Here is a 23,188-nt window from a genome sequence, read left to right as displayed (position 1 = left end):
CCGCTCGCGGTTCCCCCGGCCTGGCGGCCTGGGGGCACCGCCCAGCCGTCAGGCCGGGGGAGCGGCGCGAGCAGGCGCCCGCCCCCTTCGACGACGCGTCTCAGCCCTCGTCGGACAGTTCGAGCCAGCGGTTCTCCAGCTCGTCCCGCTCCTCGGCCAGTTTCCGCAGCTCCGCGTCGAGGTGCGCGATCTGCTGGAAGTCGGTCGCGTGCGCGGCCATCTCGCCGTGCAGTTCGGCCTCCCGCGCCCCGATGCGGTCGAGCCGCCGCTCGATCCGCTGGATCTCCTTCTGCGCCGCCCGCGACAGCTGCGCGGGCTTCGCCGCGACCGCCGCCACCGGCGCGGCCCGCGGCGCGGCCGCCACCGCCCCGGCCGTCTGCCGCGCGCGCCGCTCCAGGTACTCGTCGATGCCGCGCGGCATCATCCGCAGCGTCCCGTCGCCCATCAGCGCGAACACCGTGTCCGTCACGCGCTCCACGAAGTACCGGTCGTGGCTGATGACGACGAGCGAGCCGGGCCAGCCGTCGAGCAGGTCCTCCAGCTGTGTCAGCGTCTCGATGTCGAGGTCGTTGGTCGGCTCGTCGAGGAAGAGGACGTTCGGCTCGTCCATCAGCAGCCGCAGGATCTGGAGCCGCCGCCGCTCGCCGCCCGACAGGTCGCCGACCGGCGTCCACTGCCGCTCCTTGCCGAAGCCGAAGCGCTCGCACAGCTGGGACGCCGTCATCTCCCGGCCCTTGCCGAGGTCCACGCGCGCCCGCACGTTCTCGACGGCCTGGAGCACCCGCCACGCCGGGTCGAGTTCGCCGACCTCCTGCGACAGGTACGCGAGCCGCACCGTCTTGCCGATCGTGACCCGCCCCTCGCTCGCCTCGCCCGTCGCCATGGCGCGCAGCAGCGACGTCTTGCCCGCGCCGTTCACCCCGACCAGGCCGATCCGGTCGCCGGGGCCGAGCTGCCAGGTGAGGCCCGTCAGCAGCTCCCGCCGCCCCTCCCCCTCACCGACCCGCAGGGTGACGTCCTCCAGGTCGTACACGGTCCTGCCGAGGCGGGCGCCGGCGAAGCGCATCAGCTCGGCGCTGTCGCGCGGCGGCGGGACGTCCTCGATCAGCGCGTTCGCCGCCTCGATGCGGAAGCGCGGCTTGCTGGTGCGGGCGGGCGCGCCGCGCCGCAGCCAGGCCAGTTCCTTGCGCATGAGGTTCTGCCGCTTGGACTCCTCGGCAGCGGCGACGCGTTCGCGCTCGGCGCGCGCGAAGACGTAGTCGCTGTACCCGCCGTCGTACGCGTGGACCGCGCCGCGCTGCACGTCCCACATGCGGGTGCAGACCTGGTCCAGGAACCAGCGGTCGTGCGTCACGACGACCAGCGCGGAACGCCGCGTCCGCAGGTGGGCGGCGAGCCAGGAGATGCCCTCGACGTCGAGATGGTTCGTCGGCTCGTCGAGGACGAGCAGGTCCTGCTCGGCGATCAGCAGCTTGGCGAGCGCGATGCGCCGCCGCTCGCCGCCGGAGAGCGGGCCGACGACGGTGTCGAGCCCGGCGGGGAAGCCGGGCAGGTCGAGCCCGCCGAACAGGCCGGTGAGCACGTCGCGGACGCGCGCGTCGCCCGCCCACTCGTGGTCGGCCAGGTCGCCGATGACCTCCTGCCGCACGGTCGCAGCCGGGTCGAGGGTGTCCGTCTGGGTGAGGACGCCGAGGCGCAGCCCCCCGGAGTGGGTGACGCGGCCGTCGTCGGCGGGTTCCTGGCGCGTGAGGATGCGGATCAGGGTCGTCTTGCCGTCGCCGTTGCGGCCGACGACGCCGATGCGGTCGCCCTCCCCGACGCCGAGCGACACCCCGTCGAGCAGGGTGCGCGTCCCGTAGACCTTACGGATGGACTCGACGCTGGCGAGATTCCGCTGTTCAGGCATAGGAGACGATGGTAGTCGCCCCGGGGGCGGGGGCTGTTGTCGCACGGGCGGTACGGCAGGCGCCGGACGCGGCCAGCGTGCCGGCCAGGGTACGGGCGGCCTCTGCGTCGGCGGTCAGGAACGCGACGGTGGGTCCCGACCCGGAGACGAGACCGGCCAGGGCGCCGCCGCGCAGGCCCGCGTCCAGGGTGTCGGCCAGCGGGGGCCGCAGGGACAGGGCGGCGGGCTGGAGGTCGTTCGCCCGGGGGAGCGCGGCGGCCAGGGCGTGCGGGTCGCCTGCGGCGAGCGCGGCGAGGAGCGCCGGGTGCGGCTCGGGCTCGGGCACGGGGGTGGCGCCGCGCAGCCGGTCGCACTCACGGTAGACGGCGGGGGTGGACAGTCCCCCGTCGGCGAGGGCGAAGACCCAGTGGAACGTGCCGCCGACCGGCAGTTCCGTCAGCTGCTCGCCGCGCCCCCGGCCGAGCGCGGCGCCGCCGACGAGGCTGAACGGCACGTCGGAGCCGAGCCGCGCGCACAGGCCGAGCAGCACGTCGCGCGGGGTCCGCGTGCCCCACAGGGCGTCGCAGGCGAGGAGGGCCCCCGCCGCGTCGGCGCTGCCGCCCGCCATGCCGCCCGCGACGGGGATGTCCTTGGCGATGTGGAGCCGGACGGCGGGCTTGAGGCCGTGGTGTCCGGCGAGGAGTACGGCGGCGCGGGCGGCGAGGTTCGTGCCGTCGAGCGGGACGTCCTCGCTGCCGGGGCCGGTGCAGGTCAGTTCGGGCGCGCCGGTGTCGGCGGGGCGGGCGGTGACGTGGTCGTACAGCCCCACGGCCAGGAAGACGTTGGCCAGGTCGTGGAAGCCGTCGGGGCGCGGGCCGCCCACGGCGAGCTGGACGTTGACCTTCGCGGGGACGCGGACGGTGACGGCGGGTGCGGGCTGCATGGTGCGGCTCAGTCTAGGGCTGTGGCCGGGGAGGTTTGCCGGGTTACGGCTCCCCCAGCCTGGCGGCTGGGGGAGGTGCATCGCAAGGCGCCGGATCGCAGCTCGTACTCGGCCGTACCCGCGCGATTCGGCAACGCGGCGAGGCTCCCCCAGGCCCGGCGGGCGTCGTGAGTCGGTGAACCTTTCCGGTCACAGCACTCGGGGCGGCGGCGGGGGCGTCAGCGCCGCCGGGAGCTGTGCGAAGAACGCCACGGCGTCCGCCCGCCACAGGCCGCGCCAGCCCGCCGCCTCGGCGGCGGCGGCCCGCGCCCAGCGCTGCATGTCGGCGCGCAGCGACGCGTCCACGCCCCGGCGCACGGCGATCTCCCGTATCCGCGCGACGGTCTCCGGCGCGCACTCCCGGTCGCCGAGCGCCGCCTCGACGGTGGCGCGCTCCGCGCGATCGGCGGCGGCGAGCAGCGCGCGCACCGCGTACGTGCGCCGTCCCTCGCGCAGGTCGGCGCCGGCGGGCTTCCCCGTGGCGGCCTCGTCGCCGAAGAGGTCGAGCCAGTCGTCGCGCAGCTGCCCGAGGACGCCGACCGGCACCGCGTAGCGGCGCAGCCGTTCCGTGTGCGCCGCCGGGTCCTCGCCCGCCGCGATCAGCCCGAGGCGCAGCGGGGCCAGCACCGAGTAGCGCGCCGACTTGAACTCGCTGACGACATGCAGCAGTTCCTCGTCCGGCAGCGGGTGGAAGTCGCGTTCGAGGTCGGCCATCTGCCCGGCGACGGTCTCGGCCCCGGCGCGCACCAGCACCTCCGTCATCGCCTGCCGCACGGACGCCGGCGCCGGGGCGGTGAGCACGGCCTCGACGGACAGGAACGCCGCGAGGTCCCCCGCCAGCACGGCCAGCCCGAGCGCCGTGCGCTCCCCGTCCGGGAACCGGGCGGTGGGGAACTCCGCGCGGTACGCGGCGTGCACGGACGGGGCGCCCCGCCGGGTGGCGGAGCCGTCGATGATGTCGTCGTGCACCAGGCCGTGGGTGTGGAGCAGTTCGACGGCGACCGCCGCCTCGTCGAGGCCCGCCGGGCGGCCGTCGCCGTCCTGTACGAGCCGCGCCGCCTCGTACAGCACGGCGACGCGCAGCCGTTTCCCGCCGCGCAGCGACTGGTCGCGCAGCAGGTCGAGGGCGCGGCGCGGGAAGCGGGTGAGCGGCGGGACGTCGAAACGTTCCTCCACCCCCGCGAACCACGCCGCGAACAGCGCCTCGAACCGCGCCCGGTGCCCCGCGACGCGCGCCCGCGCACCGGCGGGCGCCGTCACCGCCCCGCGCCCGGCCGGTGCTCGGCGAGCCGGGCGAAGTCCGCCACCGTCAGCGCCTCGCCGCGCGCCGTCGCCGGTACGCCCGCCGCCCGGCACGCCTCCTCGGCCGCCGCCGGGGACCCCGCCCACCCGGCCAGCGCCGACCGCAGCGTCTTGCGGCGCTGCGCGAACGCCGCGTCCACCACCGCGAACACCTCGGCCCGGCCCGCCGTCGTCACCGGCGGCTCGCGCCGCTCCAGCGCGACGAGCCCCGAGTCCACGTTCGGCGCGGGCCAGAACACCGTCCGCCCGATCGCCCCGGCCCGCCGCGCCCGCGCGTACCAGGCCGTCTTCACGGACGGCACCCCGTACACCTTCGACCCCGGCCCGGCCGCCAGCCGGTCGGCGACCTCCGACTGCACCATGATCAGCCCGCGCTCCAGGCTGGGGAACGCGGCGAGCATGTGCAGCAGGACGGGCACGGCGACGTTGTACGGCAGGTTCGCGACGAGGGCGCGCGGCGGCGGCCCCGGCAGCTCCGTCACGCGCAGCGCGTCGTCGTGGACCAGCGCGAAGCGGTCGGCGCGCTCCGGGAGGCGCGCGCCGATGGTCGCGGGCAGCGCGGCGGCGAGCACGTCGTCGATCTCGACGGCCGTCACGTGCGCCGCCTCCGACAGCAGCGCGAGCGTCAGCGAGCCGAGCCCCGGTCCGATCTCCAGCACGGTGTCCTCGGGCCCGACGCCGGCCGCGCGCACGATGCGGCGCACCGTGTTCGCGTCGATCACGAAGTTCTGCCCGCGCTGCTTGGTGGGCCGCAGGCCGAGCGCGGCGGCCAGCTCGCGGACGTCACCCGGGCCGAGGAGGGCGTCGGTGGCGGTCATGCGAAGACCCGCCGCGTGTTCTCGGCGATGTGCCCGGCCAGCTCGTCCTCGGACAGCCCCTTCACCCCGGCCATCGCGCGCAGCGTGACGGGGATCAGGTACGACGCGTTCGGCCGCCCACGGAACGGCGCGGGCGTCAGGAACGGCGCGTCCGTCTCGACCAGCAGCAGTTCGGGCGGCGCGGCGGCGAGCGCGTCCCGCAGCGGCTGCGCGCTGGCGAAGGTCACATTGCCCGCGAACGACATGAAGTACCCGGCCTCCGCGCACACCTCGCTCATCGCTGCGTCCCCGGAGTAGCAGTGGAAGACGGTGCGGCGCGGCGCGCCCTCCTCGCGCAGGATGCGCAGCACGTCCGCGTGGGCGTCCCGGTCGTGGATGACGAGCGCGACGTCCCGCTCCTTCGCCAGCCTGATGTGGCGGCGGAACGAGCGCTGCTGCGCCGCCGTGCCCTCGGGGCCTGTCCGGTAGTAGTCGAGCCCCGTCTCGCCGATGGCCCGCACCTCGGGGTGCTCGGCGATCGCCGCGATCTCGTCCAGCGCGGCGTCGAGCGCCGCCGGGCCGTGCTCGGCCTCGATACGGGCGGCCTCGTTCGGGTGCAGCGCGACACCGGCCCAGATCGCGTCGTGCCCGGCGGCGGTCTTCACCGACCAGCGGGCGCGCTCCACGTCGCAGCCGATCTGCACGAGGCGCGGCACGCCCACGGCGGTCGCCTTGGCCACCGCCTCCTCGACGCCCGGCGTCTGCATGTCGAGGTGCGTGTGCGAGTCGGCGACCGGCACGGCCAGCGGCTCGGGCAGCGGCGGCGGGACGTTCTCCTCGGCCTTGGCCTTGGCGGACTTGGGCATGCCCCCGATCCTACGGTGGCCCCGCCCGCCGCCCCGCCCGCGCTGCCGGGACGTGCCCCGCTGCCCCGGCGGGCGTGGCGGTGCGGCTGATGGTGGGCCCTGTCTGTCGCGCGATACCGGTGTCGGGGGGCGGGAGAACCCTGCCGCGTCGCGCGCGGTGGGGCTCGCCCGCCCGCGCGCCGGTCAGGCCCGCTTGGCCGCCACCACCGCGTCGAACACCGCCCGCTTCGGCACCCCCGCCTCCCGCGCCACCTCCGCGATGGCCTCCTTGCGCGCCTGCCCCGCCTCCTCGCGCCCGGCGACCCGCCGCGCCAGCTCCGCCGCGTCGGCGGGACCGCCGCCGTCCGCCGCCGGATCGGCGCCCGCGACGACGACGGTGATCTCGCCGCGCACCCCCTCGGCCGCCCACGCCGCCAGCTCGTCCAGCGGCCCGCGCCGCACCTCCTCGTACGTCTTGGTCAGCTCCCGGCACACGGCCGCCCGCCGCTCCCCGCCGAACGTCCGGGCCATCGCCGCGAGCGTCGCCGCGAGCCGGTGCGGCGACTCGAAGAAGACGAGGGTGCGCCGCTCCTCCGCCGCCTCCCGCAGCCGCGCGTCCCGCTCGCCCGCCTTGCGCGGCGGGAACCCCTCGAAGCAGAAACGGTCCACCGGCAGCCCGGAGAGCGCCAGCGCCGTCAGCACGGCGGACGGCCCCGGCACCGCCGTGACGCGCACGCCCAGCTCCACCGCCGCCGCCACCAGCCGGTAGCCGGGGTCGGAGACGGACGGCATCCCGGCGTCCGTCACCAGCAGCACGCGCGCCCCGCCCGCCAGCTCGCGCGCCAGCTCCGGCGTACGCGCCGCCTCGTTCCCCTCGAAGTACGACACGACGCGGCCGCCGATCCGCACATCGAGCCCCTGCGTGAGCCGCCGCAGCCGCCGGGTGTCCTCGGCCGCCACCACGTCCGCCTCCGCCAGCTCCCGCGCCAGCCGCGGCGGCGCGTCCGCGAGGTCGCCGATGGGGGTCCCGGCCAGTACGAGAATGCCTGTCACGCCCCACATCCTCACCCATCGCCCGCCCCGCCCGTCACCTCCGGGCGGCGGCACCCGCCCGGGGGCGCGCGGGCGGATGCCAAGATGGCCCGTGATGAGCAGCCAGACCGCGCCCGGCACGGAGCAGGCGACCCCGCCGGCGCCACCCTCGGAGACTCTCCCGGAGAGCAGCGCCCCCGGCACGGCCACGGGCTGGGAGCGGAGGCTGCGCCGCTTCGGCTGGACGGCCCGGCTGCCCGCCGGTGTCCGTGAACGCCTCGTCCCCCCGTACCCCGAGCCGGGCACCAGGCTGTGGCAGTACTTCGGCCTCGCCGGGGCCACCGCCGCCCGCCTCGCCCGCTGGACCGGCTGGGGCGGCCCGCTGCTGGTGGCGCTGCTGGCGGGCGTGCTGCGCTTCGTGAACCTCGGGTCCCCCGACGCGGTGATATTCGACGAGACGTACTACGCCAAGGACGCCTGGTCCCTGCTCCAGCACGGGTACGAGACCGAGTGGCCCGACGACGCCGACGAGCGGATCATCGCCGGTGACATCCCGGCCGCCGACGCCGCCGCGTACGTCGTCCACCCGCCCGCCGGGAAGTGGGTCATCGCGCTGGGGGAGTGGCTCTTCGGCCTCGAACCGGTCGGCTGGCGCTTCATGACGGCCGTGCTCGGCACCCTGTCCGTCCTGCTGCTCTGCCGCATCGGGCGGCGCCTCTTCCGTTCCACCTTCCTCGGCTGCCTCGCCGGGCTGTTCCTGGCCGTGGACGGCCTGCACTTCGTGATGAGCCGCACGGCGCTGCTCGACCTGGTCGTCATGTTCTGGCTGCTCGCCGCGTTCGGCGCGCTGCTGGTGGACCGCGACAAGGCGCGCGCACGCCTGGCCGCCGCGCTGCCCGAGGGCGGTGACGGACTGCTGCGCCCGGACGCGGACATCGCGCGCCGCCTCGGGCTCGGCGCCCGGCCGTGGCGGGTGCTGGCGGGCGTCTGCCTGGGCCTGGCGTGCGCGACGAAGTGGAACGGGCTGTACGTGCTGGCCGCGTTCGGCATCATGACGGTCCTGTGGGACGCGGGCGCGCGCCGCGTCGCGGGGGCGCGCGCGCCGTACCGCGTGATGCTGCGCAAGGACGCCCTGCCCGCGTTCTGCTCGCTCGTCCCTGTGGCCCTGGCGGTGTACCTCGCGTCCTGGGCGGGCTGGTTCGCCACCTCGGGCGGCTACTACCGCGACTGGGCCGCGACCAGGGGCGCCGACAGCGCGTGGAGCTGGATCCCCGCGCCGCTGCGCAGCCTGTGGCACTACAGCAGCGAGGTGTACAGCTTCCACGTCGGCCTCACCTCGGAGCACAACTACCAGTCGAACCCGTGGAGCTGGCTGGTCGCCGCCCGGCCCGTCACGTACTTCTACGAGTCGTCCGACGCGGGCCAGGACGGCTGCGGCTACTCCAGCGGCTGCTCCCGCGAAGTCCTCGCCCTCGGCACGCCGATGCTGTGGTGGACGGCGTGCTTCGCGCTCGCGTACCTCTGCTACCGCTGGCTGCTGCGCCGCGACTGGCGGGCCGGCGCTGTGCTGTGCGCGGTGGCCGCCGGATACCTGCCCTGGTTCATGTACCAGGAGCGCACGATCTTCTACTTCTACGCCGTCGTGCTGGCGCCGTTCCTCTGCCTCGCGGTCGCCATGCTGATCGGCGCACTCCTCGGACCGCCCGGCAGTACGGAACGCCGCCGCGTCACCGGCATCGTCGCCGCAGGGGTCCTCGTCCTGCTCATCGTGTGGAACTTCGTCTACTTCTACCCCATTTACACCGGTACGGAGATCCCCCGCGACGGCTGGCGCGCCCGCATGTGGCTGGACAGCTGGATCTAGCCGATTCCCCTACGCCCTGAGCAACAGCTCCCTTCATCCGGAGGCCACCATTTATCTCTCGAAGGTGCAGATCGACGGTTTCCTCGGATTCGTCGGGGAAAGGGCGGTCGAGCTGGAGTTCCCGCGCCGGAGAAATGGGTATGCCGGGTGGACGGTACTGGCGGGACGTAATGGATCGGGAAAGACCTCGCTGCTGCGGTGCATGGCGCTCTTGCTCGCGGGCCACCGCGTCGTCCCGGCCCTGGCGCCGGACTACGCCACATGGGCTCTCCCCGCGCGCACGGTGGCCGGGATGCAGGCCGAGTTCTTCATGGACGCGGCGGACCTCAAGCAGCTACGGGTGCCCGATCCGCCCCGGCACCCGGGTGTGCACGCGCGGACGGCGCTGCGCATCCCCCCGCCGGAGACCCTCAAGAGGTCGGGGACTTCGGTGCGGTTCCAGCTCTCTCCCCGGTGGTCGCAGGTGCTGTCCGAGGGCGGCGCCGTCGGTGGTGAGGTCGAGGAACTGAGAATGGACGAGGAGATCTTCCCGGCCTCGTTCGCGGCCGGCTACGGTCCTTTCCGCAGGCTCTCCTCGGAATTCCCCGACCCGCTGTCCACGCATGCCACCCTGCGTGATCCCTCGGACCTGGCGGAGAGCGCGGGGCGTTTCTCGACGCTCTTCCAGGAGGACGCCTCCCTCGGGGAGAGCGTTTCGTGGATCGTCGGGACGTATCTCAGAAGTCTGGAGAAACGTGCGGGGGCCACGCGCCTGTTGGAAACCGTTCTGGAACTCCTGTCCGACGGTCTTCTGCCGGACGGCTACGAGATCGCCAAGGTGGACTCGGACGGCCTCTGGGTCAGGCACTGCGGGCTGAGCTTCCCGCTGAAGAGGATGAGCGACGGCTACCGGACCGTCACGGCACTTGTGCTGGACATCGTGCGTCACCTGCACGACTTCCACGGTGCGCTCAGAGCGAGACGGTCCAGGAGCGGCATCGCGGTCCACGTCCCCGGTGTGGTGCTGATCGACGAGATCGATGCCCACCTGCACGTCAGTTGGCAGCAGCGGATCGGGGAGTGGCTCAAACAGCACTTTCCCAAGGTGCAGTTCATCGTGACCACGCACAGCCCCTACATCTGCCAGTCGGCCGACCCGGGAGGTCTGATCCGGCTGCCCGGCCCCGGGGAGGCACGAGGTCCCGAGGTGGTGAGCGAGGCGACGTACCGGAGGGTTGTGTACGGCAGTGGCGACGACGCCGCGCTGTCCGATCTCTTCGGGCTCGACAGCCCGTACTCCCGCCAGGCCGATGAGGCGCGGCGGCAGCTGATCGATCTGGAGGAGAAGGTCTTCTCCGCGGCGGCCACCGAGGCGGAGGTGCGGCGGTATCACGAGTTGAGCGAGCGTCTCACCAGCACACTGGAGGCCCGCGTGGACGAGGTGTCCGGCCGCCTCGGCAGAAAGTCGTGATCCCGCTTCAGCGGCCGGATCTTCCGAAGGCGCTGGACAGGCGGCTGGCAGACCGGACGGACAGGCTCCGCGCCGCCGCCGCTGGAGTGGAGACCTCGCGCAAGGCATGGCGGTCTGCGAGGACGATCCGCCGGGATGTCAGGTCTGTTCTGGACGACATGGCAGCGGGGTTCTCCCGGTGCATGTACTGCGGAGACAGTCAGGGCACGGCCATCGATCACTTCCTGCCCATTGCCGACGATCCGCTCCGGGCGTTCATATGGGCCAACCACTTCCTCGCCTGCTCGCACTGCAACAGCAATGAGAAGCGGGATCAGTACCCGTGCGACGCCGCGGGATCGTGCCTTCTGGTCGATCCCTGTGTCGATGACCCTTCCGCGCACCTCCGTCTGACACTCCCGACAGGTGAGTACACCGGGATCACGCGGAAAGGCCGGGAGACGATCCGGGTCTTCGGCCTTGGGCGCCCCTCGCTCGAAAGGGGGCGCGCCAAGGCGTTCGTCCGCTGCCGGTCCATGCTGCGTGACTGGCTCAGGCTCATGGAGCGGGATGCCCCCGGGGAGGCGCGCGAGGTCCTGGAGTCACTTCAGGTACAGCCCTTCGCCGATGTCCTCCACGCCATGGTGGGCCGGGCCGATGCCGCGGGCGCAGAGGTGGTCTTCGGCCCTGACGTGACCACCGCACTCAAGATGATCAGGGGAGACGCGGGGCCGGGGGCGTTGCCCCCGCCGGCGGCCTGACCGCCCGGGACCGGGGAGCCCAGCCCCACGATGTGGTGCGTATCCTTTGGCCAATTCGCTGGACAGCTGGATCTTAGGCCCCACCCGCACCACAGTGTGACGAAGATGTGACGCCAGGCTGTGCCCGTGTCTACCCGGTGTAGCGGTTATGCTGCGGCCAGGCCGCCGGATTCCGGGGCATCTCAGTGAGGCCCGCGGGGCCTCCTCCAGGGGCAGGACAGGGCGTAGCGATGCGGAGCGGACAGCGGATCGCCGTCACAGCGGGTGTCTGTGCGGCAGTTGTCTCGGTGGTGGGGTTCGGCGCGTACAGCCTGCTGGGCGGTGACGACGACGAGGGAACGGCCAACGTCGCGTCCACGTCCGACAGCACGCCGTCCGGCACACCCACCGAGGAGCCGGAACCGGTCACCGACGAGGAGGTGCTGGCGGCCTCGGCGGCGTTCTTCGACGCCTGGACGCTGGGCGACACGGCCACCGCGGCCGGGCTGACGGACGACCCGCAGTCCGCCCGCGTCGTGCTCGACGCGCTGGCCGAACGCGCCGGGCTCGCCGGCCTGGCGCTCGAACCGTCCGCCCCGGACGGCGCCACCGTCCCGTTCGCCGTCTCCGCGACCGTCTCGCTGGACGACGACGAGGTGGAGCCCGCGCCCTGGGAGTACACCTCCGCCCTGGAGGTCGTCCGCGAACGCGGCACCGGCGAGGCCGTCGTCGCGTGGGACCCGGCCGTCATCCACCCGGCGCTCGACGACGACCAGCTCATCGAGGCGGGGCCGGTCGACGAACTGCCGCCCGTCGAAGTCCTCGACGTGAACGGCGACGTCCTCACCGCCGAGGACCACCCGTCGCTGACGCCGATCCTGGCGGACCTGCGCGAGCGCTACGGCGACGCGTCGGGCGGCACCGCCGGGGGCGAGCTGCGGATCGTGGACGCCGAGGGTGAGACCGTCGAGCGGCTCCTCGAACTGGCCGAGCCCGCCCCGGGCCAGGTGCCCACCACCATCGACCCGGTCCTCCAGGCGGCGGCCGAGGAGTCCGTCGCCGCGCGCGGGAACGCGTCGGTGGTCGCCGTCCAGCCGAGCACGGGCGCGATCCAGGCGGTCGCCAACGCCCCCGCCGACGGCATGAACACGGCGTTCGAGGGCTCGTACGCGCCCGGCTCGACGTTCAAGATCGTCACCGCCTCGCTGCTGATCGACCGCGGCCTCGCCTCCGCGAACGCCGCGCACCCGTGCCCCAAGTACTTCGAGCACGGCGGCTGGCGCTTCCAGAACCTGGACGAGTTCGAGATCGAGGGCGGCACCTTCGCCGACAGCTTCGCCGCGTCCTGCAACACCGCCTTCATCAGCCAGGCGCCCGAACTCGCCGACGACGACCTGGGCAACCAGGCGCGCGACGTCTTCGGCCTCGGCCTGACCTGGTCGATCGGCACGACGTCGATGGACGGCACGGTGCCCACGCAGTCCGACGCGCAGATGGCGGCCTCCCTCATCGGGCAGGGCGGCGTCCGCATGAACCCGCTGAACATGGCGTCCGTCTCCGCGACCGTGCAGAGCGGCGTCTTCCGCCAGCCCTACCTCGTCCCGCCGTCCTTCGACAACCGCGCGCTGGCGCAGGCGCCGCGCGGCCTGTCCGGCTCGACGGCGCAGGAGCTGCGGTCCCTGATGAACCGGACGGCCGTCAACGGCTCGGCCGCCGAGGCGCTCGCCGGGCTCGGCGGGGACATCGGCGGCAAGACCGGCTCCGCCGAGGTGGACGGCCAGGACCTGCCCAACGCCTGGTTCACCGCCTACCGCAACGACCTCGCCGTCGCCGCCCTCGTCCCCGAGTCGGGCCACGGCGGGACGAACGCGGGCCCGGTCGTCGCCGAGGTCCTGCGCGCCCGCGGCTGACCACCCCGGCCGTCAGCGCGCTGTTCGATTCCTGAGGCAGCCGTTTGATCAGCCGCAGACGCCGCTCACGGTGGTGGACGGCCCGTTGACCAGTGTCCGGTTCGCCGTGGAGGTCCAGGAGACCGAGGGGCCGGCGGCGGAGGGGACGGTGAGCGCGGTGATGTCGGTGCTGCTCCAAGTGTGCGCGAACGCGCCGCGCGCCGTGAGGTCGCCGCACGCGCCCGTGCCCTGGAAGACGAGCGCGGACCTGCCGGTCGCCACGTTCGTGTCCGTCGCCGAGGACTCCGGCTCGATCAGGAAGCTGACGCCGTAGGGCCCCTCGAACTCGGTGTCCTCCGACGACACGTTGGGGTACTGGGACGTGAGGCCGCTGTGGTGCACCACGCGTGTGATCGGCGTGACGGGGCGGCTGAACCAGGTGACGACGCCCTGGGCGCCCGTCATCGCGTACGGCGGCGGGACCGTGGTGAAGTCCCAGTCCGTGACGGCGACCCAGCGGTCCTTCCCGGCGACCGTCGCGATCCAGTAGACGTCCGGCGCGGCGACCGCGACGGGCCCGGTGGTGGCGGTGCCCGCGGTGCCGCCGACCCGTACCAGGCAGGCCTGTTCGGCGAGGGCGCGGTCGGCCGCCGCCTCGTCGGGCGCGTCCGCGACGATGTCGAGCACCCGCGCGGCGCCCCGTCCGGTGTCGGCCCGGAACTCCGGTACGCAGCCGCCGTCCCCGTCCGCCCGCGCGGGGGCCGCGGCCGACGCGGCGAGCACGGTCAGCAGGGCGAGGGCGGCGACACCCGTACGACGCACCACGGTTACCTCCTGGCACACGCATCGACAAAGCAACATTGTGCTCCCGTTGGTAGGGTCCGCGCCAGGAGGGTGCATGGAGCAACCAGCGGGACGTCACGGCAACCAGTGGGAGACGGTGGCGCGGCTCGTCGCCTGGCTCGACGCGCACGACCCGACCGACCACGCCACCTCGCGCCTGCTGCGGCTCTACAAGATCGCGGAGGAGGCGGGCGAGGTCGCGGAGGCCGTGCAGGGCGTCATGGGAACCAACCCCCGCAAGGGGCGCAGCCATTCGTGGGCCGACGTCGAGGACGAGGTGTGCGACGTGATCGTCTCCGCGATGGTCGCGCTCGCCTCCGTCACCCCGGACGCCCCCGCCGTGTTCGCCCGCCGCCTCGACGCGGTGGCCCGCCGCGTCCTGGACGGCTGAGAGGGCTCAGCGGCGCGCGGCGCGCGGGTCGAAGCCGAACGGCAGCTCCAGCCGGTGCGCGCGCAGCAGTTCCTCGTCGGCCAGCAGGTCGGCGGTCGGCCCGTCCGCGGCGATCACGCCCTCGCTGAGCACGACCGAGCGCGGGCACAGCTCCAGCGCGTACGGCAGATCGTGCGTCACCATCAGGACGGTCAGGTCGAGCGAGCGCAGGATGTCGGCCAGTTCGCGGCGCGCGGCCGGGTCGAGGTTGGCCGACGGCTCGTCCAGCACCAGGATCTCGGGGTCCATCGCCAGCACGGTCGCGACAGCGACGCGGCGGCGCTGCCCGAACGACAGGTGGTGCGGCGGCCGGTCCGCGTACTCCGCCATGCCCACGCGCTCCAGCGCCCGCGCCACGCAGCTCTCCAGCTCCGCGCCGCGCAGCCCCGCGTTGGCCGGGCCGAACGCGACGTCCTCCCGGACCGTGGGCATGAACAGCTGGTCGTCCGGGTCCTGGAAGACGATGCCGACGCGCCGCCTGATCTCGGCCAGGGTGTCCTTGCGCACCGGCAGCCCGGCGACGCGCACGCTGCCCGCGCCCGCCGTGAGGATGCCGTTCAGGTGCAGGACGAGGGTGGTCTTGCCCGCGCCGTTCGGCCCGAGGAGCGCGACGCGTTCGCCGCGCCCCACGGTCAGGTCCACGCCGAACAGGGCCTGGTGGCCGTCCGGATAGGCGTACGCCAGCCCCGAGACGTCGAGGGACGGCGCGGGGGCGTGCTCGGTGCTGCTGCTCACAGGGTCCATCCCAGCACACACACCACGAGGGCCGACGCGGGGAGTGCGACCGCCCGCGCCCACTGCGCGCGGCCCGCGGCGAGCCGGTCCACGACGGGCATGCTGCCCGCGTACCCCCGGCTGAGCATGGCGAGATGGACGCGCTCGCCCCGCTCGTAGCACCGGATGAACAGCGCCCCGGCCGTCTTGGCGAGCACGCCCCAGTGGCGCGGCCCGCGCGCGGTGAAGCCGCGCGACTCGCGGGCGACGCGCATGCGCGCCAGTTCGTCCGAGATCACGTCGGCGTAGCGCAGCATGAACGACGCGATCTGCACCAGCAGCGGGGGCAGCCGCAGCCGTTGCAGCCCCAGGAGGACCTGCCGCAGCTCGGTCGTCGCCGCGAGCAGGACGGAGGCGGCGACGCCCAGGGTGCCCTTGGCCAGGACGTTCCACGCGCCCCACAGGCCCGACTCGCTCAGCGACAGGCCGAGCCACTCCACGCGTGGCCCCGAGGCGACGAACGGCAGCAGCACCGCGAAGGCGACGAACGGCACCTCGATCAGCAGGCGCCGCAGCACGAACCCGGCGGGCAGCCGCGCCACCGCCGCGACGCCCGCGAGGAACGCGGCGTAGACCCCGAAGGCCCACACCGCCTCCCGCGGCGTCGCGACGACGGTGAGGACGAACGCGAGGACCGCGACCAGCTTGCAGTGCGCGGGCAGCCGGTGCACGGCCGAGGTGCCGGGCCGGTACAGCCGCGCCGCGCCGCCGCCGCGCCCGGCGGGACCGTGGGAGCCGCTCACGGGGTGACGGTCTCCCGGCGCCCGGCCGCCTCGCCGTCGTTCCCCGCGCCGCCGCTGCCCGCCGCGCCGTGCCCGGTGCGGCGGCGCACGGCGACGAAGACCCCGGAGCCGACCGCGAGCGTCACGGCGACACCGGCCGCGCCCGCCAGGCCGGTGGACAGCCGCTCGTTGTCCACGTCTCGCACGCCGTAGTCGGCCAGCGGCGAGTCGGCCATGCCGTGCTCGCGCGCCTCCTCGGCGATGCCCTCGTCCGTGGCGACGCGCTCCAGGCCGTCCGGCTCGGCGGACGCGTAGAAGCTGATGAACGCGGCGCACACCACGGCCACGCCGAGACCGCCGAGCCACAGCGGGCGCAGGGAACGGGCCGGTGCGGCGGCCGGCTCGGGTTCGGGCGCGGGCGCCGGGGCGTCGGCGCCCGCGCCGCCGCGTATGACCAGGGCGGGCCGCGCGACGGAACGGGCGGCGCGCACCAGGTCCGGCCGTACGGCGAGGACGGCGCCGACGGTCGCCGTCGTGATGACGGCCTCGCCGATGCCTATCAGGACGTGCACCCCGACCATGGCGGCGAAGACGCGGCCGATGGACACGTCCGCCGTCCCGCCGACCGCGTACAGCCCGGTGAACGCGATCGCGGCGACGGGCACGGATATCAGCGCGGCGGCGAAGGTGGCGACGGCGACCGGGCCGCGCGCCCCGTTCCGGCGCGGCAGGACGCGCAGCAGCCCGTGGAAGACCAGGTGGGCGACCACGGCCGTGACGACGCCCATCACCGTGATGTTGGTGCCGAGCGCGGTCAGCCCGCCGTCCGCGAACAGGAGGCCCTGCATCAGGAGGACGACCGCCAGGCAGAGCACGGCCGTGTACGGGCCCACCAGGACGGTCGCCAGCGCGCCGCCCAGGAGATGGCCGCTCGTGCCGGCGGCGACGGGGAAGTTGAGCATCTGGACGGCGAAGATGAAGGCGGCGACCAGACCGGCCAGCGGCGCGGTGCGTTCGTCGAGTTCGCGCCGGGCGCCGCGCAGGGCGACGGCGACCGCGCCGGCGGCGACGACTCCGGTCACCACCGACACCGGGGCGTTCAGGAACCCGTCGGGGACATGCATGCCGGTCTCACTCTCTCGGGGACTTCAAGCGGGGACTTCAGGCGGGGACTTCGGGCGGGGACTTCGGGGGCGGGTACATCAGGGACGTTTCGAGCGACGTTCGATCATAGGACGCTCTTGCGAAGGCTTCGCAAGAGCGCGTCGGTTACATCTGGTCGAACGTGCGCGGGCCCGCGCGCCCTCCCGCGCGCCGTCCCGCGCCCCCTCCGCCCCCGGAAACGCCGCGGAGCCCGGCCCCGCGCCGCCGCTCTCGCGGTGGTCACGGGACCGGGCTCCGTCACACGACACCCGGTGCGGCCCTGCGGCCGGGGGTCGGTTCAGCCCACGGACGCGGTGGCGTTCTCCCGCTCCGGCTCCAGGCTGTCGCGGCCCTTGCCGTTGGACTTCAGATAACGCTCCAGGGACTCACCCTCCACGTCGACGTTGGGCAGCGCGCGGTCCAGCCACTTCGGCAGCCACCAGGCGCGTTCGCCCACCAGCCCCATCAGCGCCGGAACGATGGTCATGCGGACGACGAACGCGTCCAGCAGGACGGCCGACGCCATGCCGAGGCCCATCATCTTGATCATCGACTCGCCCGAGACGGCCGCGAAGGCGCCGAAGACGCTGATCATGATGATCGCCGCGGCGGTGACCACCCGCGCGTTCAGCCGGAAGCCGGTCACGATGGCGTCGTGCGCCTCCTCGCCGTGGACGTGCGCCTCGCGGATACGGGTCACGAGGAACACCTCGTAGTCCATCGCCAGGCCGAAGATCACACCCACCATGAAGATCGGCATCATGCTCATGATCGGACTGGTCTCCTCGACCCCGATCAGGCTCGCCGCCCAGCCCCACTGGAAGACCGCGACGATGATGCCGAGCGCCGCCAGCACGGACAGCAGGAAGCCGAGCGCGGCCTTCAGCGGCACCAGCAGCGACCGGAAGACGAGCACCAGCAGGACGAACGCCAGGCCGACGACCAGGGTCAGGTACGGCACCAGCGCGTCGTTCATCACCTGCGAGAAGTCGCTCTGCGCGGCGGTCTGCCCCGACACCAGCAGCTCGGCGCCGGTCCGGTCCGCGAAGTCGTCCGCGAAGTCGCCCCGCAGGTCGTCCACCAGGTCGGTGGTCTCCGGGCTCGACGGGCCCGACTCGGGGAAGACCGTCACGGTCGCGACGCTCCCGGACTCGTTCAGCACCGCCGGCGTGGTGGTCACCACGTCGTCGTAGCCCTCCAGGTCGGCGGCGAGCGTCTCGCCCGCGGCCGTGAGGTCCACGCCGTCACCGCCCTGGAGCACCATCAGCAGCGGCCCGTTGAACCCGGCGCCGAAGCCCTCGCTGAGGGTGTCGTACGCCTTGCGCTGCGTGGTGTCGGGAGCCGCCACCTCGTCGCCGGGCAGGCCCAGCTCCATGTCGGCGACCGGCAGGGCCAGCACGCCGAGGCCGAGGACCGAGCCCACGAGCACCAGCCCGGGGCGGCGCAGGATGGCACGCGACCAGCGCACGCCCATGGGCTCGTTGCCGTTGCGCTGGAGGCTGGCGGGGACGTGCGTCTCCGGGTTCTGCTTGCGGTGGCGGCGGCCGAAGATCCTCTTGCCGATCATGCCGAGCGCGGCGGGCACCAGCGTCAGGGCGATCAGCACGGCCAGCGCGACGGCGGCACCCGCGGTGATGCCCATCTTCGTGAGCAGCGGCACATTGACGATCGCCAGGCCGCACAGCGCGATGATGACGGTCAGGCCGGCGAAGACCACGGCCGAACCCGCCGTGCCGACGGCGCGTCCCGCCGCCTCCTCGCGGCTGTGCCCCTCGACCAGCTCCGCGCGGTAGCGGGAGACGATGAACAGGGCGTAGTCGATGCCGACCGCGAGGCCGATCATCGTGGCCAGGATGCCGGTGGTGGCGGACAGGCCCAGGGTGGCGCTCAGCGCCGCGATGCCCATCGTGCCGACGCCGACACCGATCAGCGCGGTGAGCAGCGACAGACCGGCGGCGACCAGCGAGCCGAAGGTGATGACCAGCACGACCGCGGCGACCAGGATGCCGACGGCCTCACCGCCGCCCATCTCCGTCGGGCCCATGGCGACCAGGCCGGACGCCTCGACCTCAAGCCCCTGGTCACGGCCGTCGTCCATGATCTCGACGAGGTTCTCGTGCTCCGCCTCAAGGTCCTCGTCCATGTGGAAGGCGTCGGTGTAGCTGACCGTGGCGAACGTGGTGGTCCCGTCGGGGCTGACGGTGCCGCCCCCCTCGGCGAACGGGTCGGTCACGTTGGCGACGAGGTCGTTGTCCGCGGCCTCGCGCAGGACGTCCTCGACGGCGGTGCGGTGCGCGCCCTCGGATATGGAGCCGCCGTCGGGCGCGCGGAAGACGATGCGCGTCTCGACAGCCTCCGCGTTGGCCTGCGGGAACTCCTCCGCCAGCACGTCGAACGCCTGCTGCGCCTCGGTGCCGGGCAGGGTGAACTCGTCTTCTGGCGGGGCTCCCGCGGTGGCGGCGCCGGTGCCGATGCCGACGAGGATCGCCAGCCAGGCGAGCCCCACCCACCAGCGGCGCCGGAAGGCCAGTCGGCCGAGTTTGTACAGGAACGTGGCCACGGGGCAGGTTCTCCTGTCCGGATGTCGTGTCGTGTCTGTCGTGTCTTGGGCGATGGAGTGTGAAACCGGGAAGTTCACAGCTCATGGGGCGAGACGCCCGGCCGGTGCCCGGAAGGTGAGTCTCCGACCGGATTGTGACTCGAATCACAAAGCGGTGGGCGGAAGGACTTGCCGGTGCAATCGGGGAACCGAAGCATGGGACATGTGAGTCACACATCCGAGCCATCCGAGCCAGACCGCACGGACATCCCCGCCGCCGGTGACGGGACGGGCGGGCCCGACCCCGACGGGTATCTCCGCTTCCCGCACCTGGGCGGCGACATGCTCTGCTTCGTCGCCGAGGACGATCTCTGGCTGGCACCGTTGCCGAGCCGGGGCCGCGGCAGGGCGGAACGCGCCTGGCGGCTGACTGTCGATCGTACCCGGCTCGCCGCGCCGCGCTTCTCTCCCGACGGCCGCTCCATCGCGTTCACCAGCTGGCGCACGCTCGATCCCGAGATCCACCTCGCCTCGGCGGACGGCGGGCAGGTGCGGCAGCTCACGCACTGGGCGTCGTACGACACCCGCGTCTGCGGCTGGACGCCGCCGGGCACGCCGGGCGGCAGCCGCGTCCTCGCGGTCGGGTCGCACGGGCAGCCGTTCGCGTACGTCACCTGGGCCTACACCGTGCCGGTCACGGGCGGCCCCGGCGACCGGCTGCCCTGGGGGCCGGTCGCGGGTATCGCGGTCTCCGGTTCCGGCGACGGCACGGGCGACGGGCGGCACACGCTGCTGCTGACGGGCAAGGCGCCGCACGAACCGGCCGAGTGGAAGCGCTACCGGGGCGGCGCGACGGGCCGGCTCTGGTACGACGGCGCCCGCCTCCTGGACGGGATCGGCGGCCACCTCGACAGCCCGATGATCGTCGGCGACCGGATCGCGTTCCTCTCCGACCACGAGGGGATCGGCAACCTCTACTCCTGCCGCCCCGACGGCTCCCAGCTGTGGCGGCACACCGACCACGACACGTTCTACGCACGCCATGCCTCCACCGACGGGCGGCGCGTCGTCTACCAGTGCGCGGGCGAGCTGTGGGCCGTGGACGAGCTGGTCCCCGGCTCGGTCCCGCGGCGGCTGCCCGTGCGCCTCGGCGGCCCGCGCACCGGCCGCCGCCCGTACCAGGTGCACACCGCCGCGCACGTGGACGGGCTCGCCGTGGACACGACGGGCCGCGCCAGCGCGGTGACCGTGCGCGGCGGTCTCTACTGGCTGACCCACCGCGACGGGCCCGCGCGCGCCATGGCGGTCGCCGACGGCGTACGGGTCCGGCTGCCCGAGATGCTCGGCGACACCGGGCGGGTGGCCTATGTCACGGACGCCGAGGGCGAGGACGCCATCGAGGTGGCCCACCTGCCGCGGGCCGGCGGCGGGCGCGACCCCGTACGGGTGGCGGCGGGCGAGCTGGGGCGGGTGCGGGAGCTGGTGTCCTCGCCGGACGGTTCGGTGATGGCCGTGGCGGCGCACGACGGGCGGCTGCTCGTCGTGCGGGTGCCGCGGGAGGAGGAGGAAGAGGAGGAAGCGGAGCAGCAGGAGGGACAGGAGGAAGCGGAGGAGCCCGGCGTGGACGCCGGGGAGGTCGCCGAGGGGGTCGTGGAGATCATCCGCTCCGTCAACGGCCCGGTCCGCGACCTCGCCTTCTCGCCCGACTCCGCCTGGCTCGCCTGGGCCCAGCCGGGCGTCGGCCGCACGCTGACACAGATCAAGATCGTCAAGCTGACCCGGGACGACCGGACCGTCCTCGATGTGACGGACGGCAGGTTCGAGGACGAGGAGCCCGTCTTCACGAGTGACGGCCGCTACCTCGCGTTCCTCTCCTGGCGTGGCTTCGACCCGGTCTACGACGTGCACACCGGCGACCTCTCCTTCCCCCTCGGCTGCCGCCCCTACCTGGTGCCGCTCGCCTCCGCGACCCGCTCCCCGTTCGCCATCACGCCCGAGGGCCGGCCGGCGGCGGGCGGCCTCGACCCGGACGAGGCGGGCGGCGAGGACGGCACCGTGCACGTGGAGGCCGAGGGGCTGGGCAGCCGCGTGACGCCGTTCCCGGTCGCCGCGTCCAAGTACTCCTCGCTGCGCCCGGTCGCCGGGGGCGGCCTGGTGTGGCTGCGCTGGCCGATCTCGGGCGCGCTCGGCGAGACGTTCGTCAACCCGGACCACACCTCGGGCAGGCCGACGCTCGAACACTTCGACCTCGCCAAGGCGAAGCGCGCCGAACTGACCGACGACGTGGACTGGTTCGCCGTCAGCGGCGACGGGTCGCGGCTGGTCGTCAGCGAGGACAACGACCTGCGCGCCGTCCCCGCCACCGAGTCGGGCGACGGCGACTCGCAGGTCCACGTGGACCTGCGCCGCGTCGTGCACGTCGCCGACCCGGCGGCCGAGTGGCGTCAGTCGTTCGACGAGGCGGGGCGGATCGTCCGCGACCACTTCTGGGACCCCGGCATGTCGGGCGTGGACTGGGCGGCCGTCCTGGACCAGTACCGGCCGCTGGTGGAACGCGTCGCGAGCCCCGACGAGTTCGCCGACCTGCTGTACGAGGCGATGGGCGAGCTGGGCACGTCCCACGCGTACGTCACCCCGTCCCGCCGCGACGAGGGCCCACCGCACTACCAGCGCCCGCAGGGCCTCCTGGGCGCCGACCTGTGCCGCACCAAGGACGGCGCCTGGCAGCTCCAGCGCGTCCTGCCGGGCGACTCGTCCGACTCCCGGGCGCGCTCCCCGCTGGCCGGTACGGGTGTGCGCGAGGGCGCGGTGCTGACGCACGTCGGCGGGCGGCCCGTCGATCCGGTGACGGGCCCGTGGCCGCTGCTCGCGGGCACGGGCGGGACGAGCGTGGAGCTGACGTTCGCCGAGGAGGGCAACCCGCGGGCGCGCCGCCGCATCGCGGTCGTGCCGCTGATCGACGACAGGTCGCTGCGCTACCAGGACTGGGTGGTGCGGCGCCGGGAGATCGTGCGCGAGCTGAGCGGCGGCGCGTGCGGCTATGTGCACATCCCGGACATGGGCGGCTCGGGCTGGGCGCAGTTCAACCGCGACCTGCGCCTGGAGTTCTCGCGGCCCGCGCTGATCGTGGACGTGCGCGGCAACGCGGGCGGCAACATCAGCGAGCTGGTCGTGGAGAAGCTGACCCGCACCATCCTCGGCTGGGACCTGACGCGCAACGAGCAGCCCGTCTCGTACGCGTCGAACGCGCCGCGCGGCCCGGTCGTCGCGGTGGCGGACGAGGCGACCTCGTCGGACGGCGACATGATCACGGCGGCCTTCCGGCTGCTGGGCATCGGCCCGGTCGTCGGCACGCGCACCTGGGGCGGCGTCGTCGGGATCACCGGCGACCACCGGCTCGGCGACGACACGGACATCACGGTGCCGATGAACGCGGCCTGGTTCGGGGAGTACGGCTGGGGCGTCGAGAACCACGGCGTCGAGCCGGACATCGAGGCGCTGCGCACCCCGCTCGACTGGGCCGAGGGCCGTCCGATGGTTCTCCGGGCCGCCGTGCGCGTGGCGCTCGAACTGCTGGAACGCGAGCCCGCCGCCGAGCCGCCCGGCTACGAGGACGTCCCCGACCGCAGCCGCCCGCCGCTGCCGCCCCGCACGGCCGAGGAGGGGTAGGACGTCCCGTTACAGGCGGAAAAAATGCGGTACGTCCCCCGCCGTGCGACGCTGGTGACCCGGACCGACCTACCCGTGGAGGAGTGCGGCACATGGGCATCTCAGACCAGTTCAAGGACAAGGCCAAGGAGCTCCAGAACCGGGCCAAGGAGGCCATGGACGAGCGCAACGACGACCGCTCCCGGGGCGGTGACCAGGGGGACGGGAACAAGCGCGACGACATGGTGAAGCGCGGCAAGGAGCAGGGCCGCAAGGCCGCCGACCGCGCCAAGCAGATGCGGGACGAGCGCCGCGACGACGGCT

The 23,188-nt window shown here is 73.9% G+C and carries 18 protein-coding genes; 7 read left to right on the top strand and 11 right to left on the bottom strand.

Annotation, left to right across the window (positions count from 1 at the left end; all coding sequences use genetic code 11):
- Window positions 1-100: 100 nt before the first annotated feature.
- From ACL02R_RS22715 to rsmI, 6 genes are all read right to left on the bottom strand, one after another.
- Entirely contained in the window at window positions 101-1,906 is a 1,806-nt protein-coding gene (locus ACL02R_RS22715; RefSeq protein ID WP_412798822.1) for an ABC-F family ATP-binding cassette domain-containing protein, read from the bottom strand.
- Window positions 1,899-2,828 carry a 4-(cytidine 5'-diphospho)-2-C-methyl-D-erythritol kinase gene (locus ACL02R_RS22710; RefSeq protein WP_412798821.1) on the bottom strand — a complete coding sequence of 310 codons (930 nt, stop codon included), beginning with the start codon at window positions 2,826-2,828 and terminating at the stop codon, window positions 1,899-1,901. The genes ACL02R_RS22715 and ACL02R_RS22710 overlap by 8 nt, the downstream gene beginning before the upstream one ends.
- Window positions 2,829-3,017: 189 nt before the next feature.
- Window positions 3,018-4,127: a polyprenyl synthetase family protein gene (locus ACL02R_RS22705; protein WP_412798820.1), complete on the bottom strand. Its 1,110-nt coding sequence runs from the start codon at window positions 4,125-4,127 to the stop codon at window positions 3,018-3,020.
- Complete coding sequence (gene rsmA, locus ACL02R_RS22700; protein WP_412798819.1) at window positions 4,124-4,987, bottom strand: 16S rRNA (adenine(1518)-N(6)/adenine(1519)-N(6))-dimethyltransferase RsmA; 864 nt, start codon at window positions 4,985-4,987, stop codon at window positions 4,124-4,126. The genes ACL02R_RS22705 and rsmA overlap by 4 nt, the downstream gene beginning before the upstream one ends.
- Entirely contained in the window at window positions 4,984-5,832 is an 849-nt protein-coding gene (locus ACL02R_RS22695) for a TatD family hydrolase (RefSeq protein ID WP_412798818.1), read from the bottom strand. Before ACL02R_RS22695 ends, rsmA begins: the two co-directional genes overlap by 4 nt.
- A gap of 183 nt (window positions 5,833-6,015) precedes the next feature.
- On the bottom strand, window positions 6,016-6,864 hold the full coding sequence (gene rsmI / locus ACL02R_RS22690; protein WP_412798817.1) for a 16S rRNA (cytidine(1402)-2'-O)-methyltransferase: 849 nt from the start codon (window positions 6,862-6,864) through the stop codon (window positions 6,016-6,018).
- Window positions 6,865-6,958: 94 nt separating this feature from the next.
- Here rsmI and ACL02R_RS22685 point away from each other — a divergent pair, with 94 nt between their 5' ends.
- From ACL02R_RS22685 to ACL02R_RS22670, 4 genes are all read left to right on the top strand, one after another.
- Window positions 6,959-8,707, top strand: a complete 1,749-nt coding sequence (locus tag ACL02R_RS22685; protein WP_412798816.1) for a dolichyl-phosphate-mannose--protein mannosyltransferase — start codon at window positions 6,959-6,961, stop codon at window positions 8,705-8,707.
- A gap of 64 nt (window positions 8,708-8,771) precedes the next feature.
- Complete coding sequence (locus ACL02R_RS22680) at window positions 8,772-10,157, top strand: AAA family ATPase (protein WP_412798815.1); 1,386 nt, start codon at window positions 8,772-8,774, stop codon at window positions 10,155-10,157.
- Window positions 10,154-10,897: an HNH endonuclease gene (locus ACL02R_RS22675; RefSeq protein WP_412798814.1), complete on the top strand. Its 744-nt coding sequence runs from the start codon at window positions 10,154-10,156 to the stop codon at window positions 10,895-10,897. The genes ACL02R_RS22680 and ACL02R_RS22675 overlap by 4 nt, the downstream gene beginning before the upstream one ends.
- Before the next feature lie 230 nt (window positions 10,898-11,127).
- Window positions 11,128-12,786: a penicillin-binding transpeptidase domain-containing protein gene (locus ACL02R_RS22670; protein ID WP_412798813.1), complete on the top strand. Its 1,659-nt coding sequence runs from the start codon at window positions 11,128-11,130 to the stop codon at window positions 12,784-12,786.
- A 48-nt stretch (window positions 12,787-12,834) separates the two neighbouring features.
- On the opposite strand, the gene ACL02R_RS22665 is transcribed toward ACL02R_RS22670, so the two are convergent.
- Window positions 12,835-13,590 carry a hypothetical protein gene (locus ACL02R_RS22665; protein ID WP_412798812.1) on the bottom strand — a complete coding sequence of 252 codons (756 nt, stop codon included), beginning with the start codon at window positions 13,588-13,590 and terminating at the stop codon, window positions 12,835-12,837.
- A 73-nt stretch (window positions 13,591-13,663) separates the two neighbouring features.
- Here ACL02R_RS22665 and ACL02R_RS22660 point away from each other — a divergent pair, with 73 nt between their 5' ends.
- Window positions 13,664-13,999, top strand: a complete 336-nt coding sequence (locus tag ACL02R_RS22660) for a MazG-like family protein (protein ID WP_412798811.1) — start codon at window positions 13,664-13,666, stop codon at window positions 13,997-13,999.
- Window positions 14,000-14,005: 6 nt separating this feature from the next.
- Here the strand turns inward: ACL02R_RS22660 and ACL02R_RS22655 are convergent, their stop codons facing one another.
- The 4 genes from ACL02R_RS22655 to ACL02R_RS22640 form a co-directional block, all read right to left on the bottom strand.
- Window positions 14,006-14,782, bottom strand: a complete 777-nt coding sequence (locus tag ACL02R_RS22655) for an energy-coupling factor ABC transporter ATP-binding protein (protein ID WP_412798810.1) — start codon at window positions 14,780-14,782, stop codon at window positions 14,006-14,008.
- Window positions 14,770-15,555 (bottom strand): cobalt ECF transporter T component CbiQ, encoded by a 786-nt coding sequence (gene cbiQ, locus ACL02R_RS22650; protein ID WP_412798809.1) that lies wholly within the window; start codon window positions 15,553-15,555, stop codon window positions 14,770-14,772. The genes ACL02R_RS22655 and cbiQ overlap by 13 nt, the downstream gene beginning before the upstream one ends.
- Window positions 15,552-16,658 carry an energy-coupling factor ABC transporter permease gene (locus ACL02R_RS22645; RefSeq protein ID WP_412798808.1) on the bottom strand — a complete coding sequence of 369 codons (1,107 nt, stop codon included), beginning with the start codon at window positions 16,656-16,658 and terminating at the stop codon, window positions 15,552-15,554. Before ACL02R_RS22645 ends, cbiQ begins: the two co-directional genes overlap by 4 nt.
- A 317-nt stretch (window positions 16,659-16,975) precedes the next feature.
- Window positions 16,976-19,237 carry an MMPL family transporter gene (locus tag ACL02R_RS22640; protein WP_412798807.1) on the bottom strand — a complete coding sequence of 754 codons (2,262 nt, stop codon included), beginning with the start codon at window positions 19,235-19,237 and terminating at the stop codon, window positions 16,976-16,978.
- Between the two features lie 321 nt (window positions 19,238-19,558).
- Here ACL02R_RS22640 and ACL02R_RS22635 point away from each other — a divergent pair, with 321 nt between their 5' ends.
- Together ACL02R_RS22635 and ACL02R_RS22630 are read left to right on the top strand one after the other, a co-directional pair.
- A complete protein-coding gene (locus tag ACL02R_RS22635; protein WP_412798855.1) occupies window positions 19,559-22,885 on the top strand; it encodes a S41 family peptidase in 3,327 nt (1,108 codons plus the stop codon).
- Between the two features lie 92 nt (window positions 22,886-22,977).
- A partial coding sequence (locus tag ACL02R_RS22630) for a hypothetical protein (protein ID WP_412798806.1) occupies window positions 22,978-23,188 on the top strand: 211 nt, incomplete at its 3' end.

Origin of the sequence: Streptomyces sp. MS19 (assembly GCF_047200595.1) — a bacterium.
GTDB lineage: Bacteria > Actinomycetota > Actinomycetes > Streptomycetales > Streptomycetaceae > Streptomyces.
Note: the sequence above shows the minus strand (reverse complement) of the source record. Positions and strands in the feature narration are given on the sequence as shown.

Excerpts from the sequence above, each read along its gene's own strand:
- ACL02R_RS22710 (WP_412798821.1), bottom strand. The coding sequence starts at position 2,828 with ATGCAGCCCGCACCCGCCGTCACCGTCCGCGTCCCCGCGAAGGTCAAC.
- ACL02R_RS22670 (WP_412798813.1), top strand. The coding sequence starts at position 11,128 with ATGCGGAGCGGACAGCGGATCGCCGTCACAGCGGGTGTCTGTGCGGCA.
- ACL02R_RS22635 (WP_412798855.1), top strand. The coding sequence starts at position 19,559 with ATGCTCTGCTTCGTCGCCGAGGACGATCTCTGGCTGGCACCGTTGCCG.
- rsmA (WP_412798819.1), bottom strand. The coding sequence starts at position 4,987 with ATGACCGCCACCGACGCCCTCCTCGGCCCGGGTGACGTCCGCGAGCTG.
- ACL02R_RS22685 (WP_412798816.1), top strand. The coding sequence starts at position 6,959 with ATGAGCAGCCAGACCGCGCCCGGCACGGAGCAGGCGACCCCGCCGGCG.
- ACL02R_RS22660 (WP_412798811.1), top strand. The coding sequence starts at position 13,664 with ATGGAGCAACCAGCGGGACGTCACGGCAACCAGTGGGAGACGGTGGCG.
- ACL02R_RS22655 (WP_412798810.1), bottom strand. The coding sequence starts at position 14,782 with ATGGACCCTGTGAGCAGCAGCACCGAGCACGCCCCCGCGCCGTCCCTC.
- ACL02R_RS22645 (WP_412798808.1), bottom strand. The coding sequence starts at position 16,658 with ATGCATGTCCCCGACGGGTTCCTGAACGCCCCGGTGTCGGTGGTGACC.
- ACL02R_RS22695 (WP_412798818.1), bottom strand. The coding sequence starts at position 5,832 with ATGCCCAAGTCCGCCAAGGCCAAGGCCGAGGAGAACGTCCCGCCGCCG.
- ACL02R_RS22715 (WP_412798822.1), bottom strand. The coding sequence starts at position 1,906 with ATGCCTGAACAGCGGAATCTCGCCAGCGTCGAGTCCATCCGTAAGGTC.